Origin of the sequence: Streptomyces sp. NPDC013157, from assembly GCF_042899865.1 — a bacterium.
GTDB lineage: Bacteria > Actinomycetota > Actinomycetes > Streptomycetales > Streptomycetaceae > Streptomyces.
This window is the reverse complement of the sequence record NZ_JBIBAK010000003.1, coordinates 484682-499931: the sequence shown is the minus strand read 5'-3', so window position 1 is coordinate 499931 and position 15250 is coordinate 484682. Positions and strand designations below refer to the sequence as shown.

General features: G+C 71.7%; 12 protein-coding genes and 1 pseudogene. 7 read left to right on the top strand and 6 right to left on the bottom strand.

The window, feature by feature from the left end; genetic code table 11:
* The first annotated feature begins 132 nt into the window (after positions 1 to 132).
* The gene (locus ACFY6U_RS12465) at positions 133 to 1029 is read left to right on the top strand and encodes a helix-turn-helix domain-containing protein (protein ID WP_390037309.1); all 897 of its coding nucleotides are present in this window, start codon (positions 133 to 135) and stop codon (positions 1027 to 1029) included.
* A gap of 54 nt (positions 1030 to 1083) precedes the next feature.
* Here ACFY6U_RS12465 and ACFY6U_RS12460 read toward each other — a convergent pair whose 3' ends face one another.
* Together ACFY6U_RS12460 and ACFY6U_RS12455 are read right to left on the bottom strand one after the other, a co-directional pair.
* Positions 1084 to 2493: a glycoside hydrolase family 16 protein gene (locus ACFY6U_RS12460; protein WP_390037307.1), complete on the bottom strand. Its 1410-nt coding sequence runs from the start codon at positions 2491 to 2493 to the stop codon at positions 1084 to 1086.
* Positions 2494 to 2681: 188 nt separating this feature from the next.
* Entirely contained in the window at positions 2682 to 3929 is a 1248-nt protein-coding gene (locus ACFY6U_RS12455) for an Ig-like domain-containing protein (RefSeq protein ID WP_390037653.1), read from the bottom strand.
* A gap of 865 nt (positions 3930 to 4794) precedes the next feature.
* Here ACFY6U_RS12455 and ACFY6U_RS12450 point away from each other — a divergent pair.
* Both ACFY6U_RS12450 and ACFY6U_RS12445 read left to right on the top strand, forming a co-directional pair.
* A pseudogene (locus ACFY6U_RS12450) lies at positions 4795 to 5031 on the top strand (zinc ribbon domain-containing protein); the annotation flags it as partial.
* 119 nt (positions 5032 to 5150) lie between these two features.
* Positions 5151 to 6938, top strand: a complete 1788-nt coding sequence (locus tag ACFY6U_RS12445; protein ID WP_390037305.1) for a sulfatase-like hydrolase/transferase — start codon at positions 5151 to 5153, stop codon at positions 6936 to 6938.
* Here the strand turns inward: ACFY6U_RS12445 and ACFY6U_RS12440 are convergent.
* Genes ACFY6U_RS12440 through ACFY6U_RS12430 form a run of 3 tightly spaced genes read right to left on the bottom strand, consistent with a single transcriptional unit; the run spans position 6931 to position 9467 of the window.
* The gene (locus ACFY6U_RS12440; RefSeq protein ID WP_390037303.1) at positions 6931 to 8268 is read right to left on the bottom strand and encodes a lanthionine synthetase LanC family protein; all 1338 of its coding nucleotides are present in this window, start codon (positions 8266 to 8268) and stop codon (positions 6931 to 6933) included. The genes ACFY6U_RS12445 and ACFY6U_RS12440 overlap by 8 nt on opposite strands.
* A 9-nt stretch (positions 8269 to 8277) precedes the next feature.
* Positions 8278 to 9051, bottom strand: coding sequence for an IclR family transcriptional regulator (locus tag ACFY6U_RS12435; RefSeq protein ID WP_390037301.1), 774 nt, complete (start codon positions 9049 to 9051; stop codon positions 8278 to 8280).
* On the bottom strand, positions 9048 to 9467 hold the full coding sequence (locus tag ACFY6U_RS12430; RefSeq protein WP_390037651.1) for a MarR family winged helix-turn-helix transcriptional regulator: 420 nt from the start codon (positions 9465 to 9467) through the stop codon (positions 9048 to 9050). The genes ACFY6U_RS12435 and ACFY6U_RS12430 overlap by 4 nt, the downstream gene beginning before the upstream one ends.
* Before the next feature lie 230 nt (positions 9468 to 9697).
* Between ACFY6U_RS12430 and ACFY6U_RS12425 the strand changes: the two genes are divergently transcribed.
* The 4 genes from ACFY6U_RS12425 to ACFY6U_RS12410 are packed head-to-tail and all read left to right on the top strand — an operon-like array spanning position 9698 to position 13475.
* Positions 9698 to 10615: an SDR family oxidoreductase gene (locus ACFY6U_RS12425; protein ID WP_351498444.1), complete on the top strand. Its 918-nt coding sequence runs from the start codon at positions 9698 to 9700 to the stop codon at positions 10613 to 10615.
* A complete protein-coding gene (locus ACFY6U_RS12420; protein WP_390037299.1) occupies positions 10615 to 11490 on the top strand; it encodes an amidohydrolase family protein in 876 nt (291 codons plus the stop codon). The genes ACFY6U_RS12425 and ACFY6U_RS12420 overlap by 1 nt, the downstream gene beginning before the upstream one ends.
* A gap of 10 nt (positions 11491 to 11500) precedes the next feature.
* Complete coding sequence (locus ACFY6U_RS12415; protein WP_390037297.1) at positions 11501 to 13009, top strand: long-chain fatty acid--CoA ligase; 1509 nt, start codon at positions 11501 to 11503, stop codon at positions 13007 to 13009.
* Positions 13010 to 13019: 10 nt separating this feature from the next.
* On the top strand, positions 13020 to 13475 hold the full coding sequence (locus ACFY6U_RS12410) for a MaoC family dehydratase (RefSeq protein WP_390037295.1): 456 nt from the start codon (positions 13020 to 13022) through the stop codon (positions 13473 to 13475).
* An 82-nt stretch (positions 13476 to 13557) separates the two neighbouring features.
* Here ACFY6U_RS12410 and ACFY6U_RS12405 read toward each other — a convergent pair whose 3' ends face one another.
* Positions 13558 to 15249, bottom strand: a complete 1692-nt coding sequence (locus ACFY6U_RS12405; protein WP_390037293.1) for a PHP domain-containing protein — start codon at positions 15247 to 15249, stop codon at positions 13558 to 13560.
* Position 15250: the final 1 nt, after the last annotated feature.

Here is a 15250-nt window from a genome sequence, read left to right as displayed (position 1 = left end):
TCGTTCGAAGCGTTCTGGCTGGCCTGACGCGTTCAAAAGTAAAAGTCTGACTTTTGGGAGGGAAGGTCGGGGTGTGTCAGCCTGTGGTGAAAGTGGGACACGGATCTTCGACAGGGACGGCACGAGAAGGACATGGCGGACAGAACGCCCAATGGGGCGGGCGACGGTGACGGGATCAGAACCTTCCCCTTCCCGGTGGATCTGAGCGTCGGCGGCGTCGGCATCCAGGTCGGCCCGATGGGGACCGAACGCCGGTGGCACGCCGACGCCCCGCTGGAGCGCGTCCACCGCATCGACTTCCACGTGGTCATGCTCTTCACCGAGGGCCCGGTCCGGCACATGATCGACTTCGCCGAGTACGAGGCCCGGGCCGGCGACCTGCTCTGGATCCGCCCGGGACAGGTGCACCGCTTCTCGCGGACCTGCGAGTACCGCGGAACCGTCCTGACCATGCAGCCCGGCTTCCTGCCGCGGGCCACCGTCGAGGCGACCGGCCTCTACCGCTACGACCTGCCGCCCCTGCTCCGTCCCGACGCCCCGCGGCTCGCCGCGCTCCAGGCGTCACTCGCCCACCTGCAACGCGAGTACGAGGACACCGAAACCCTCCCCCTGAGCCTGCACACCTCGGTGCTGCGGCACTCCCTGACGGCGTTTCTCCTCCGCCTCGCCCACCTCGCGGCGAGCTCGGCGGAGGCTGCCCGCCGCCAGGCCGATACGACCTTCACCCTGTTCAGGGACGCGGTCGAGAAGGACTTCGCCACCAACCACAGCGTCAGCGCCTACGCGGACGCCCTCGGTTACTCCCGCCGCACCCTGGTCCGCGCGGTCCGCGCCGCGACCGGCGAGACCCCCAAGGGCTTCATCGACAAGCGGGTCGTCCTGGAGGCCAAACGCCTCCTCGCCCACACGGACCTGCCGATCGGCCGGGTCGGCGCGGCGGTCGGCTTCCCGGACGCGGCGAACTTCTCCAAGTTCTTCCAGCTGCACACCGGGCAGACCCCGGTGGCGTTCCGGGCGGAGCTGCGCTGACACGGCGACGGCGCCGGAGGGGGCCCCTCCGGCGCCGCGTGCCCGACTCCCGTGTCAGTGACCGAAGTCGAACCAGTTCACGTTCACGAAGTCCGCCGACTGGCCGCTGCTGAAGGTCAGGTAGACGTCGTGGGTGCCCGTCACCGAGCTGATGTTGGCCGGGACCGTCGTCCAGGTCTGCCAGCCGCCGGTGTTGGCGACCGAGAAGCTGCCGATGGGGGAGTTGGAGGGGCTGTCGAGCCGGACCTGGACCAGGCCGCTCACCCCGGAGGCGGCACCGCTCGCCACCCTCGCGTAGAACTGGGCGGCCGCCGTGGAGCCGAAGTTGACGCCCTTGTAGAGCGCCCAGTCGCCGTTGGCGACGTAGCCGATGTCGGAGCCGCCGCCGGTGTCCGTGGTGGTCTCCGTGCTGACGCCGGCCTGGCTGTCGTAGGACTCGGCCTGGATGGCGCTGTAGGCGTCACGGTTGCCGGTCGGCGGGGTGGTGGTACCGCTCCCACTTTGCGACAGCACCTGGACGTAGTCCACGACCATCGGGTGGCCGGACTCGGTGGCGGAGGTCGGGCCGCCGCCGAACGCGGCCGGGAAGCCGCCGCCCATCGCCACGTTCAGGATGACGAAGAAGCCGTGGTTCGTGGCGTTGGCCCAGGTGGTGGCGTCCACCTGGTTCGCCGTCACGGTCTGGTAGTTGACGCCGTCGACGTAGAAGCGGATCGCTTCGGGGCTCACCGAGCGGTCCCACTCCATCGTGTAGGTGTGGAAGCCGGACTGGCAGGTGGTGTTGGGACAGGCGGTCGAATTGCCGAGGCCCGTCGTCTCGTTGCACGGGCCGCCCGAGGCCGTGCCGCAGTGCATGGTCGCCCACGTCTTGTTGATGCCGTTGACGTTCTCCATGATGTCCAGCTCGCCGACGCTCGGCCAGTTCTGGTAGTTGCCCCGGTAGGGGGCGCCCAGCATCCAGAAGGCCGGCCAGTAGCCGAGGGCCGCGTTGCCCGTGACGTTCGGCATCTGGATGCGGGCCTCGACGCGCAGCTTGCCGCCGGCCGGGGGCTGGAAGTCGGTGCGCGTGGTCTCGATCCGGCCCGACGTCCAGTTGCCGGACGCGTCCCGGACCGGCGTGATCTTCAGGTTGCCGCTGCCGTCCAGGGCGACGTTGGCGGTGGACGAGGTCATCGTCTCGACCTCGCCGGTGCCCCAGTTGGCGGCGCCTCCGGGATACGAGGTCCCGGTGTCGTACTGCCAGTCGGAGGTGTTGACGCCGGTGCCGGCGGTGCCGTTGAAGTCGTCGAGGAAGACCTGGCTCCAGCCGGACGGGACGGAGGGAGCCGAGGCGTTGGCGGGCAGGGTGGCGGTCGTGGCGGCCGCGACCGCCAGGCCCATGGTGGCGAGCCCGGCGAGGAGCGCGCGCCGGAACGAGCGCCGCCGTCTGTGGTCCGCAGGAGGTATACCGGAGGTTTCGCTCATGGGGGTGCCTCTCGGGTACGGAGGGGGTGCGCGGGTGTGCCTCCGAGAGCGCCAGGCGTGACGGGGGACTGGCTGAGAGCGCTCTCAAAGTGGGCCCAATGTGCTCTCCGTGGCTGCGACCGTCAAGAGTTAAAACAAAGAATCTCCTTGATTCTCACGGGAGTTCACTCTGTGAAGCCGACCACTCGCTAGACCGCGCTGCCGGCCTTCCAGTCCGCCCAGGACAGGTTCCAGCCGTTCAGGCCGTTGGAGGCCTCCACGGTCTTCTCGCCGGAGTTCCTGACGATCACCACGTCTCCGAGGATCGAGCTCTCGTAGAACTTGTAGCCGTCCACCGAGGAGTCGCTCGCCCCCTTGGCGTCGTGCAGGCCGACACAGCCGTGGCTGGTGTTCTCGTGCCCGAAGACCGAGGTGGACGCCCAGTAGTTGCCGTGCACGAAGGTGCCGGAGGTGGTCAGCCGCTGGGCGTGCGGGACGTCGGAGATGTCGTACTCGTCGCCGAGGCCGACCGTGGAGGACTCCATCCGGGTCTGCTTGAACCGCTCGCTGATCACCATGATCCCGGACCAGGTGGTGTGCTGCGCGTTGCCGCCGGAGACGGGGTAGGTGGCCAGGGTGGCGCCGTCCCGCTCCACGACCATCTGCTTGGTCGACAGGTCGACGGTGGAGATCTGCTCGCGGCCGATGTGGAAGGTGACGTCCTTCGACTGGACGCCGTAGACGCCGTCCGAGCCCTCCACGTCCTTCAGCTTCAGGCTCAGCGTGATCGTGGTGCCCTTCGCCCAGTACGTCTCCGGGCGGAAGTCGAGCCGGGTGTCGCTGAACCAGTGCCCGACGATCTCGACCTCCGGCTCGGCGGTCACGGTGATCGCCTTCTGCACCGCCGCCCGGTCCGCGACCGCGTGCGTGAAGTTGATCGACACCGGCATGCCGACGCCGGATGTGGAGTCCGCCTCGGGCGTGAAGTAGCCGATGAACGTCTCGCCGGGGGACTTCGTGGTGAAGGTGGCCACCGTCTCGTCGGTCGCGCCCTGCGCCTTCGCCGTCACCGTGTACTTCGTCCCGGAGTACGGGTTCTTCGCCGAGGTCCACTTCGTCTTCGCGTCGTTGAAGGTGCCCGACAGCGTCGTCCCGTCGTTGCCCGCGACCGTCACGGAGGCCAGCGTGCCGTCGGTCACCGTGACCTCGACCGGAGTGGTGAACTCGGCTTTCCTGGTGCCCGAGACGGGCGTGACCGTGATCGTCGCCTTCTTGGTCGCGGACTTCACGGAGGCCGTGGCACCCTTGCCGTCGGAGCCGGCCGAGGCGTCCGCGGAGGAACTGCATCCGGCCAGCGCGGCCCCCGCGGGCACCGCGCCGAGAGCGGCGAGGATCCCGCGCCGGGACCACTTCCCCGACTGCCGTCCGGACCCGTTCGATATGTGCTGGACGCCCACGACACGCCTTCCTGACTTGTCCACCTGTGTCAGGCATCCTTAGCTGGTTGTCTTGGCGGCTCCTTTGAATTGCGGGGGTGCTGCCTGAGATTCGGATGAGGAGCCGGGAGATCGCTGTGCGCAGCGGTGGGAAAATCGGTCGGAGCCGCGGGTGATCCGTCGCCGATCCCTCCATGGCCATGGGCTGCCTCCCCCGATGCCGCTGCCTACCGCAGCGGTCTCGACCGGGTCCGCAACGTGTGCTCCGGCGCCGATGACGGCTTCGCCTGCGCGGTCGCCCTCGACCCCGGCCTCGCGCGCGGCCACGTCGGCCTCGCCTTGCTGTGCCATGAGTGCGCCGCCGTCGGTCGACGCGCCCCGCGCCCACGCCGACGCCCAGCGTGCCGCCTGCGAGCGGTCCGACGAACGCGAGCGGCTTCGTGGCGGTGGTGATCCGCCGGGTTGCTGGTGACGACGGGGACGAGGCGTCCGTACGGCATCTGCGCGAGCATTCGGGAGACACCCTGACGCTCGCGGCAGCAGGGGCGGCTGCACGAGGCGGGGGAACTGGCCCACCGCGCGCTGGGTGCCGAGGCCGCCTCCAGGCACGCGGTGCGGGCCCTCACCCATGTCTACTACGAGTCCGGGGCGCATGAGGCGGGCCGGAACTGGCTCGACGGGTGGGCGTCCGGGCGGGGTCGGGCGCGGTGCACAGGCGCACTTCTCCGGGCGCATCGCCCTGAGCGAACTCGCCCTCGACGACCTGGCGGCCGGGCGCCCCCGCTGGTTCACCTGGTGTCTTGCGAGGAGGCCCCGGCGTTCAGGTAGGGGAGGAACCGCATTCGGTGACAGCGACGCGGGGCGTCGCCGTATCCAGCCTCCGGGCGGGCGGGACATCCGCCTCGTCCACCCCGCGTACACCACGATGGACTGCGCGCAGTGCGGAGCGAGAGCCAAGCACGCACTGCCGCTGGGTGAGCGCACCTACACCTGCACCGCATGCAAAGCCGTGTCCCCGCGGGACAAGAACTCTGCACGCGTGATGCTCGTCCGGGCCGGTCTCGACCCGGCTGGTACTGATGGCATAAGACCTCCTGGAGCGCTGCTCCAGGAGGCGGCCTGAGCCAGGAATCCCCTCCCACAGGGATGGGGAGGATTCAAAGCGTGTGCATGGTCCTGGACAGATGGCTGCGATCATCATCTCCTCAGTACCTCGCACCGCCGTCACACCGGGGGACCCGTATGCCCAGTCGCCGCCGCTTCCTCACCGGGGCCGCCGCCGCGCCCGTCGCGCTCGCGGCGGTCGCGGGGTGCGAGGACGGGGACGCGGCGCAGCCGGCCGCCGAGCAGCCCCGGCCCACCGTCAAGCCCGCCGTCGCGGCACCGGCCGCGCAGCACCCGTCGGACCGGCCCAACTTCGTCGTGATCCTCGCCGACGACCTCGGCTACGGCGAACTCGGCTTCTACGGCCAGCAGTTGATGCACACCCCGCGCCTGGACACCCTCGCCGCCGAGGGCCTGCGCTTCACCCAGGCCTACGCGCCCGCCCCGGTCTGCGCGCCCTCGCGCTGCTCGCTGCTCACCGGCCTGCACAGCGGGCACGCGACCGTGCGCACCAACCCCTGGGGACCCGGCGGCCAGGGCGCCCTCACCGAGAAGGACTTCACGTTCGCGGAGGCGCTCAGGGCGCTCGGCTACCGCACCGGCCTGATCGGCAAGTGGGGCTTCGGACCCAACGCCCCGGACCAGCCGAGCCACCCCAACGCCCGTGGGTTCGAGGAGTTCTACGGCTACCTCACCCACCACCACGCCCACGACTACTTCCCCGACTACCTGTGGCACAACGGCACCCGCGAGGAGATCCCGGCGAACAAGGGCGGCGCCCAGCAGGTCTACGCCCCCGACCTCATCTCCGAACGCGCCCTCGGCTTCCTCCACACCCACCGCGACGAGCCGCTCCTGCTCTACCTCGCCCCGACCGTGCCGCACGCCCCCAGCAAGGACCCGCACGTCGGCGCGTACGCCGACCGCCCCTGGACCGGACCCAACAAGCGGCACGCGGCCCAGGTCACCACCTTCGACACCCTGGTCGGCGACGTCACCGACAAGCTCACCGCGCTCGGCCTCGCCGACCGCACCGTCGTCCTCGTCACCAGCGACAACGGACCGCACGAGGAGGCGGGCACCGACCCCGACCTCTTCGACGGCAACGGCCCGCTGCGCGGCTACAAGCGCAACCTGTACGAGGGCGGCATCCGCGTCCCGTTCATCGCCTGGTCCCCGCGGCACGTCAAGGCCGGCACCACCGACCGGCCCACCCCGCTCACCGACCTGCTGCCCACCCTCGCCGACCTCGCCGGCGCGCCCGCCCCCGCGGACGTCGACGGCCTCTCCGTCGCCCCGCTCCTGCGCGGCTCCGCCGACACCGCCCGCCACGACAGCCTCTACTTCTACCGCAACCACGACGGCGTCACCGCCCGCCAGAACGCCGCCGACCACGGCCGCGGCGACCGGCTCGCCGAGGCCCTGCGGCACGGCGACCTCAAGGCGATCCGGTTCGCGCCCGGCCAGAGCCGCCTCGCCCCGGACGACCAGTGGGACGTGGAGCTGTACGACCTGGCCCGGGACCCCGGCGAGGAGCACGACCTGGCCGCCGCCCGGCCCGCCCGGGCGGACGCGCTGGTGAAGCTGATGCACGCGTCGTGGGCGCCGGCCTATCCGCGCAAGCCGTTCGGCGTGAGCCTCGAAGTCAGCGGCCGGGGCACGGAGTTCACGGTCACCGCCACACTCGCCAACGGCTCCGCGCGCCCGTGGAACGCCGCCCGGCTCACCCTCGACACCCCGAGCGGCTGGACCGCCCACGCCCGGGAGGCGGCCACCGCGCCCCGCCTGGACCCCGGCGAGCACCTCACGGTGCACTGGCGTGTCACCCGCCCCGGGGTCTCCACCGCCACGGCGCTCACCTGCCACGGCACCGCCCACCACGGGGACGACGAGGTGACCTACACGGCGACGGCGGCGGTCAGCTGACCAGGGTCGGCCGCTCACGGCGCACCCGCGCCGGCACCGCCCACCACTGGTCCGGGCGGTCCACGACCGGGGCGTCCGGACCGGTGTCGAGGTACCGGGCGAGGCGCAGCAGGTAGGCCGCGATGCCCGCCGCGCCCTGCATCCAGGACGTGCCCGGCGGCAGCAGCGGGGTCTCGATGCGGTACTCCACGAAGCGCCAGCGGGCCCCGTCCCCGTCTCTGACGGCCCGCTCGACCAGCGCGTCGCCCATCCGGAGCGCGGCGTCCACCAGCGGGTCCGCCCCCGGTGTCCCCGCGAGGTCCTGTGCCGCGTCGAGGACGATGTCCCCGACGCCGGCCGTCCCGCAGCAGCGGCCGTCGTTGTCCCAGAACCCGGGGCGCAGCCGCTCCGGGAGCCCCGAGGCGAGGGTCGAGGCCAGGCAGCGCTGCCGCAGCTCCGCGACGCCGTGCCCCGCCACCTCGGTGACGCCCGCGTGGGCGAGCGCGGTGAACAGGTGCGAGGTGCCCGCCGGGCCGTGGCACCAGGTGTACGTGACCGGTTCCACCTCCCGCTTCGACGGCGGGATCGTGTGCGGGACGACGAAACCGCCGTCCGCGAGCGAGCCCACGGACAGTACATGGCGGGCCGCGTCCGCGGCGGCCGCGACGAAGTCCGCACGCCGCACCGCCGCGCCCGCCACCGCCAGGGCGGCGCCCACCCCGGCGGCGCCGTGCGAGTAGTTCGGGCACCGCCACTCCGTGGTCGGCGAGATCCCCCAGTCCAGGCCCGTCTCCGTGCGGTCCGCCATCCGCAGCAGGGCCTCGCCGCCGGTCGTCGCGATCGGCTCCGCGTACTCGCCGCCCGCCCAGACCGCCGTCATGACCACGCCCGCGACGCCCATGATGATGTCGCTGAGGGGCGCGTCGGAATCCGGCACGAACGTGGTGGTGGTCCGCCAGCCCTCGGGCGTCGCCAGCTCGGCCAGCCGCCGCAGCACGACCGCCTCGCTGCCCGGGGCGAGGAGCCGCAGCGCCGTGGCATGGCCCGCCAGGCCGAGGTAGAGCGAGGGTTCGGTCACGACGGGTGCCTGCGCGGACAGGCGGCTCACGATCCCGGCCGCCAGGGCCTGTTCCGGCCCGCTCAGCGGACGGTACCGCGCGATCTCGGCCAGCACCGGGGCGAGTCCCGCGATCCCCGCGTACAGCGAGTCGCGGTCCTCGCCGGGGGCCGGGTCGGGGCCCTCGTCACGCACCTCTTCCGGCAGCCACGGCCCCTGGTCCTCCCGTACCTGCCCCAGCACCCATGCCCAGGCGGCCTCGCCCAGCTCCCGGTACACCTCGCTCGCCGTCACCCGGACACGCTACAGGGCCTGGCCCGCCGTCCGGTCCGGCTGCCAGCCCAGCGCCCGGGAGATCCCGCGGGCCGCCAGCCGCACCGCCGGGACCAGCACCGGCACCTGGGCGTCGGCCTCGGGCACCACCACCGAGACGGCCGCCACCACCTGTCCCGTCGCCCCGCGCACCGGAGCCGCCACCGACAGCGCGTCGTCGGTGACCTGACGACTGCTCACCGCGGCGCCGGTCCGCCGCACTTCGGCCAGCGAGCGGCGCAGCCGGGCCGGATCGGTGACGGTGTACGGCGTGAAGGACGTCAACGGGCCCGCGCAGTAGTCCTGCTGGAAGCCGGGCGTCTCGTGCGCGAGCAGGGCGAGCCCCACTCCGGTCGCGTGCAGCGGCCAGCGGGCGCCCACCCGGATGTGCACGCCCACCGCCGAACGCCCCGACAGCCACTCGATGTAGACGACGTCCGACCCGTCCCGCACCGCCAGCTGCACGTTCTCGTGCGTCGCTTCGTACAGGTCCTCCAGATACGGCAGCGCGATCTGCCGCAGCGCGAGACCGCGCGGCGCCAGTGCGGCCAGTTCCCAGAGCCGCAGTCCCACGTGGTAGAACCCGTCCGCGTCCCGTTCCAGCGCGCCCCACGCGGTGAGCGCGCCGACCAGGCGGTGCGCGGTGGTCAGGGTGAGCGCGGCCCGGCGGCTGATGTCCGTCAGGCTCAGCGCCGGGTGCCCGTGGTCGAAGGCGGCCAGAACCGCGAGCAGCCGGTCGGGCGCGGAGCGGGCGGCGGCGGTCATGGCTGGTCGGCGACGCGCAGCAGCAGGGCGTGGAGCGTCGCCCGCTCGGCGGGTTCCAGCGGGGCCAGCAGTTCGTTCGTCACCCGCTGGCCCGCCTCGTCGGTGTCCCGCAGGAACACCCGGCCGGCCTCGGTCAGGACGACGATCCGGCTGCGGCGGTCGTCGGGAGAGGGGCGCCGCTCGGCGAAACCCAGCTTCTCCAGGTCGTCGACCAGGCCGACGATCGCGCTCGGGTCGTAGCCGAGCCGGGTGCTCAGCTCCCGCTGGAGCGAGCCCTCCGAGCCGGCGAGGAAACGCAGCACCGCGTAGTGGCGCAGCCGCAGCCCCGACTCCTGCAGGAACGTGTTGAAGACCTGCCCGGAGCGCAGACCCAGGCGGTACAGCAGGTAGCCCGTGTCCGCGTGCAGCCCGCGCATCCACGGCTCGTCCGCGTCGATCGAGGTCGGGTTCTCGGTGTGCTGGCGGGTGATGGCGGTCTCCCTGGTCCTGGCCCCTGCGGCGGGGCGGTCTGTGGCACAGATTCCAGCATGAGGCACCCGTGGGACGACAACAACTATTGACGACAACAATTATTGCTCTTAGCTTCGATCTCGAAAGCCGCAGGTGGCCTCAGGGGCCGCCGCCGTCGTCTGTGAAGGGACCGACCGTGCCCACCATCGATCTCACCGGCAAGGCCGCCGTCGTCACCGGAAGCGGCCGGGGTCTCGGCCTCGCCTACGCCCACGCCCTCGCCGCCCACGGCGCCTCGGTGGTCGTCAACGACGTGGACGAGACCGTCGCCGAGCAGGCCGTGAAGTCCATCACCGCGGCCGGCGGCACCGCCGTCGCCGAGGTGGTCCCGGTCGGCACCGCAGAGGCCGCGGACCGGCTCGTGAACAGGGCGGTCCAGGAGTTCGGCCGCCTCGACATCCTCGTCACCAACGCGGGCATCCTGCGCGACAAGGTGCTGTGGAAGATGACCGACGACGACTTCGACGCGGTCGTCACCACCCACCTCAAGGGCACCTTCACCTGCGCCCGCGCCGCCGCCGTCCGGATGCGCGAGCAGGGCGAGGGCGGCACCCTGATCCTGGTCGGCTCCCCGGCCGGCCAGCGCGGCAACTTCGGCCAGACCAACTACGCTGCCGCCAAGGCCGGCATCGCCGCCATGGCCCGCACCTGGTCGATGGAGCTGGGCCGGGCGGGCATCACCGTCAACGCGATCGTCCCGGTGGCCGCCACCGCGATGACCGAGACCATCCCCGCCTTCGCCCCCTACATCGAGGCCATGCGGAACGGCGAGCCGCTCCCGGGCTTCCTGCGCAAGGGCGAGGGCTTCGGCACCCCCGAGGACTGCGCGGCCCTCGTGCCCTTCCTGGCCTCCGAGGCCGCCCGCTCGATCACCGGCCAGGCCATCGGCATCGGCGGCGACAAGGTGGCACTCTGGTCGCATCCGCAGGAGATCAGTGCGGCCTACGCCGACGGCGGCTGGACCCCGGACACCCTGGCCGAGGCCTTCCCCACCTCGGTGGGCGCCGAACTCCAGACGGTCGGCATCCCGGCGCCCAAGCTCCCGGAGGCGTGATGGACCTGGCATCCCTCACCGCGATCGACGTCCACACCCACGCGGAGGTCTCCTCCCGGGGACACTCCTCCCTCGACGACGACCTGCACGACGCCTCCGCCGCCTACTTCAAGGTCGAGGGCAAGCGGAAGCCGACGATCGAGGAGACCGCGGCCTACTACCGGGAACGGAACATGGCCGCCGTGATCTTCACGGTGGACGCCGAGTCCGCCACCGGCACCGCGCCCGTCCCCAACGAGGAGGTCGCCGAGGCCGCCGCCGCCAACGCCGACGTCCTCATCCCCTTCGCCTCCGTCGACCCCTTCCGGGGCAGGGCCGGCATCCGGCAGGCCCGCCGCCTGGTCGAGGAGTACGGGGTGAAGGGCTTCAAGTTCCACCCCAGCATCCAGGGCTTCTTCCCGAACGACCGCGCGGTGGCCTACGGCCTCTACGAGGTGATCGAGGAGACCGGCACCATCGCCCTCTTCCACACCGGCCAGACGGGCATCGGGGCCGGGGTGCCCGGGGGCGGCGGCATCCGGCTGAAGTACAGCAACCCCCTGCACGTGGACGACGTGGCCGCCGACTTCCCGCACCTGAAGATCATCCTGGCGCACCCGTCCTTCCCCTGGCAGGACGAGGCGCTCGCCGTCGCCACCCACAAGCCGGGCGTGCACATCGACCTGTCCGGCTGGTCGCCGAAGTACTTCCCGCCGCAGCTGGTGCAGTACGCCAACACGCTGCTCAGGGACAAGGTCCTCTTCGGCTCCGACTTCCCCGTCCTCACCCCCGACCGGTGGCTCGCCGACTTCGCGAAGCTGCCGATCAAGGACGAGGTCAGGCCGAAGATCCTCAAGGAGAACGCCGCCCGCCTGCTCGGGCTGGCCACGCCGTAAGGGGCCGCAGATGCGCAACGAGGGACTGGGATCGTGGCCCGCACGCCGGGCCCGCAAGACCCCGCACCGCACGGCTTTGGTGTTCGGTGAGGAGAAGACCGACTACCGCACGCTGTACACCCGCACCACGCGCCTGGCGCACGCCCTGCGCGCCCTGGGGGTCCGCCGCGGCGACCGGGTCGCCTACCTCGGCCCCAACCACCCCGCCTACCTGGAGACCCTGTTCGCGGCCGGTACCCTCGGCGCGGTCTTCGTCCCGCTCAACACCCGCCTGGCCGGCCCCGAGATCGCCTACCAGCTCGCCGACTCCGGCGCCAAGGCCCTGCTGTACGGCCCCTCGCACGCCGGACTCGTCGCGGGCCTGCCCGGCACCACCGACGTCCGGACCTACGTCGAGGTGGGCCCCGAGTACGAGGAGTTGCTGGCGGCCGCGGCGGACGACACGATCGACGAGCCGGTCCTCCCCGACGACACCTGCATCATCATGTACACCTCGGGGACGACCGGCCGCCCCAAGGGCGCCATGCTCACCCACGCCAACCTCACCTGGAACGCGCTCAACGTCCTGGTCGACACCGACCTGATGGCCGACGAACGTGCCCTGGTCTCCGCCCCGTTGTTCCACACGGCGGGCCTGAACATGCTCACCCTGCCGGTCCTCCTGAAGGGCGGCACCTGCGTCCTGGTCGAGGCCTTCGACCCGGGGACCACCCTCGACCTGATCGAACAGCACCGGATCACCTTCATGTTCGGGGTGCCCACGATGTTCGAGCAGGTGGCCCGCCACCCGCGCTGGCCCGCCGCGGACCTCTCCTCGCTGCGCATCCTGACCTGCGGCGGCTCCCCGGTCCCGACCCCGCTGATCGCCGCCTACCAGGCGCGGGACCTGACCTTCCTCCAGGGCTACGGCATGACGGAGGCCTCGCCCGGCACCCTCTTCCTCGACGCCGAGCACGCGATCGACAAGGCGGGCTCGGCGGGCGTACCGCACTTCTTCAGCGACGTGCGGGTGCTGCGTCCCGACCTCACCCCGGTCGACGTCGGCGAGCCCGGCGAGGTCGTGGTCCGCGGCCCCCACGTCATGCCCGGCTACTGGGGGCTGCCGGAGGAGACCGCGGCCTGCTTCGCGGACGGCTGGTTCCGCAGCGGGGACGCGGCCACGGTCGACGAGGACGGTTACGTCTTCATCGTCGACCGCCTCAAGGACATGATCATCTCCGGCGGTGAGAACGTCTACCCCGCCGAGATCGAGGACCTGCTCCTCGCCCACCCCGACATCGTCGAGTGCGCCGTGATCGGCGTACCGGACGAGAAGTGGGGCGAGGTGCCGCGCGCGGTGGTCGTGCCCCGCGAGGGTGCCGTCCTCGACCCCGAGGAGGTGCTGGCCTCGCTGGCCGGGCGGCTCGCCAAGTACAAGCTCCCCAAATCGGTGGTGCTCGCCGACGAACTCCCGCGCACCGCCTCCGGAAAACTCCTCAAGGCCCGGGTGCGCAAGCGCTACGGCACCGACTCCCAGTAAGGAAAGCGACATGAGCGTCACGGTCAACGGACTCGACGAACTGAAGAAGCTCTCGGGCAGCGACCTCGGCACCAGCGACTGGATCGAGGTCACCCAGGACCGCATCGACACCTTCGCCGACGCCACCGGCGACCACCAGTGGATCCACGTCGACCCGGAGCGGGCGGCCGCGGGCCCCTTCGGCGCCCCGATCGCCCACGGCTACCTCACCCTGTCGTTGTTCATCCCCCTGTTCACCGAGCTGCTGGACGTCCAGGGCGTCACCACGAAGGTCAACTACGGCCTGAACAAGGTGCGTTTCCCGTCCCCGGTGAAGGTGGGCTCGCGGATCCGGCTGGCCGCGAGGCTGGCGGAGGTCGAGGACGTGCCGGGCGGTGTGCAGATCGCCGTCGACGGGACGATCGAGATCGAGGGCGGGGCCAAGCCCGCAGCCGTACTGCAGAGCCTGTCGCGCTTTTACGCGTAGGGGCTTGCTGTGGTGGGGAACTGCGGGCCGGTGCGGGCTGGTCGCGCAGTTCCCCGCGCCTCTATGGGGCGCTCAGCTCAGCTCAGTTCACCACGTCCACGAAGATCGGGTTCGAGTAGAACCACGTGTCCGCCCACGGGTCGCCGTTGCCCGGCTCGTGCGGGATCGGGCCGTGCGGGTCGATCGCCGCGCCCAGGTAGCCCGTTCCGTTGCGCTTGCCGTCGCTGCCGCGCAGGCGGACGTAGAAGGACTCGTCCCCGGCCGTGACCGGGATGCGCAGGGTGTAGGTGCCCTTGCGGCCCGACACGTCCTTCGTCTGGACGACCTTGGTGTCGGGCGCCTGCCAGGTGTCGCGGTCGGCGACCGGGCCGCGCACGGCGCCCCGGATGACGTCGACGTGCGCCAACTGGGGCAGGATGCCCTGGGCGTTGGCCCGGGACGCGGTCGTCACCGTCACGTTCAGGGTGATCCGCTCGCCCTTGCGGACGCGCAGCCGGCCACCCAGCGTGACACCGGCGCCGTGGTCGCAGTCCCGCTTCAGCCGGACGTCGAGGCCGTCCAGCAGGTGCCCGTGGTCCAGCCAGACCCGGCCCGCGCGCAGGCCCGCCATCACCGCACGGTAGCCGTACCGGGTGACGCCGACGTGGGTCCGGCTGAACTCGCCGGGCCAGAAGTCGCTGCCGGGCTGCGGCGTGTCGGTGTTCACCGGGTCGGGCAGCTTGCCGGTGTTGTCGAAGTTCTGCCCCGCCGGCCAGTCGCCGTTCTTCCAGGTGTCGAAGACCGTGCGGTGGTTGTCGGAGTTGGTGGTGATGGTGAACAGGCGGCCCTCGGACAGCATGGCGTCCCACAGACCGCCGACCGTCGCGGTGGCCCAGTCGAAGCCGCCGTACGTCAGATACGCGTCCGCCGGGTAGCCCGACCACGACTGCGCGGACGGCTTGTTCTCGTACTCACCGCGGATCGAGGTGGCACCGCGCCAGCCGGGGATCGCGGCACCCTGGGCGCCGGGCGCGCCCTCCATGCCGATCATGATCTCGGCGGCCTCCTCGTTCCCACCACCCCACCCCGCGTCCCGCCAGTTGCGCATCTCGTGCGGGGAGTCGATGCCGAGCCGCAGCGGGTGGTTGGCGAGGACGAGGACGTCGTCGACGTAGCCGGTGCGGCGCTGCTCGGCCAGCCACTGGATGGCCTTGACGGCGTGCCCCTCGTTGCGGGCGGTGTCGGCCGCGCCCGCCGACCCCTCGGTGTAGCCCAGGAGCTTGCCGTCGTAGGCCAGCTCGAACTGCGTGAGCAGGTCGGTCTCGTGTGGTCCCGGCGCGGCGAACACCGTGCAGTGCTCGGCGGCCGGGATGTACCACTCCAGACCCTGGAAGATCAGCTGGCGCGGGTTCTCGGCACGGGCCTTGAGGATCTCGGCGTGCTCCGCCTTCGCGCCGTAGTAGGCGTGCCCGAAGTTGGAGTGCTCGTTGAACACCATCCAGTCCAGGCCGTACTTCGCGGCGGCCCGGGCCTGCTGGGAGAACGTGTACTTGGCGTCGTGGCTGTACACGGAGTGCACGTGGTGGTCGCCGACCAGGTAGGCGAGGCGGGGGTCCTCGCCGCCCAGGCCCCGGCCGGACGCGGCGAACGCGGGGGTCGCCGCCGACCCGAGCGCGAACGCGGCGCCGAACAGGCCCGCGCGGCGCAGGAGTCCACGCCTCGACATGCCCTGGGCGTCCAGGTCGGCGGGGGAGACGGCAGGGTCCGCCCAGGTGGGCAGCTGCTGCTCGGTCATG

Excerpts from the sequence above, each read along its gene's own strand:
- ACFY6U_RS12405 (WP_390037293.1), bottom strand. The coding sequence starts at position 15,249 with ATGACCGAGCAGCAGCTGCCCACCTGGGCGGACCCTGCCGTCTCCCCC.
- ACFY6U_RS12420 (WP_390037299.1), top strand. The coding sequence starts at position 10,615 with ATGGACCTGGCATCCCTCACCGCGATCGACGTCCACACCCACGCGGAG.
- ACFY6U_RS12460 (WP_390037307.1), bottom strand. The coding sequence starts at position 2,493 with ATGAGCGAAACCTCCGGTATACCTCCTGCGGACCACAGACGGCGGCGC.
- ACFY6U_RS12410 (WP_390037295.1), top strand. The coding sequence starts at position 13,020 with ATGAGCGTCACGGTCAACGGACTCGACGAACTGAAGAAGCTCTCGGGC.
- ACFY6U_RS12465 (WP_390037309.1), top strand. The coding sequence starts at position 133 with ATGGCGGACAGAACGCCCAATGGGGCGGGCGACGGTGACGGGATCAGA.
- ACFY6U_RS12430 (WP_390037651.1), bottom strand. The coding sequence starts at position 9,467 with ATGCGCGGGCTGCACGCGGACACGGGCTACCTGCTGTACCGCCTGGGT.
- ACFY6U_RS12415 (WP_390037297.1), top strand. The coding sequence starts at position 11,501 with ATGCGCAACGAGGGACTGGGATCGTGGCCCGCACGCCGGGCCCGCAAG.
- ACFY6U_RS12445 (WP_390037305.1), top strand. The coding sequence starts at position 5,151 with ATGCCCAGTCGCCGCCGCTTCCTCACCGGGGCCGCCGCCGCGCCCGTC.
- ACFY6U_RS12435 (WP_390037301.1), bottom strand. The coding sequence starts at position 9,051 with ATGACCGCCGCCGCCCGCTCCGCGCCCGACCGGCTGCTCGCGGTTCTG.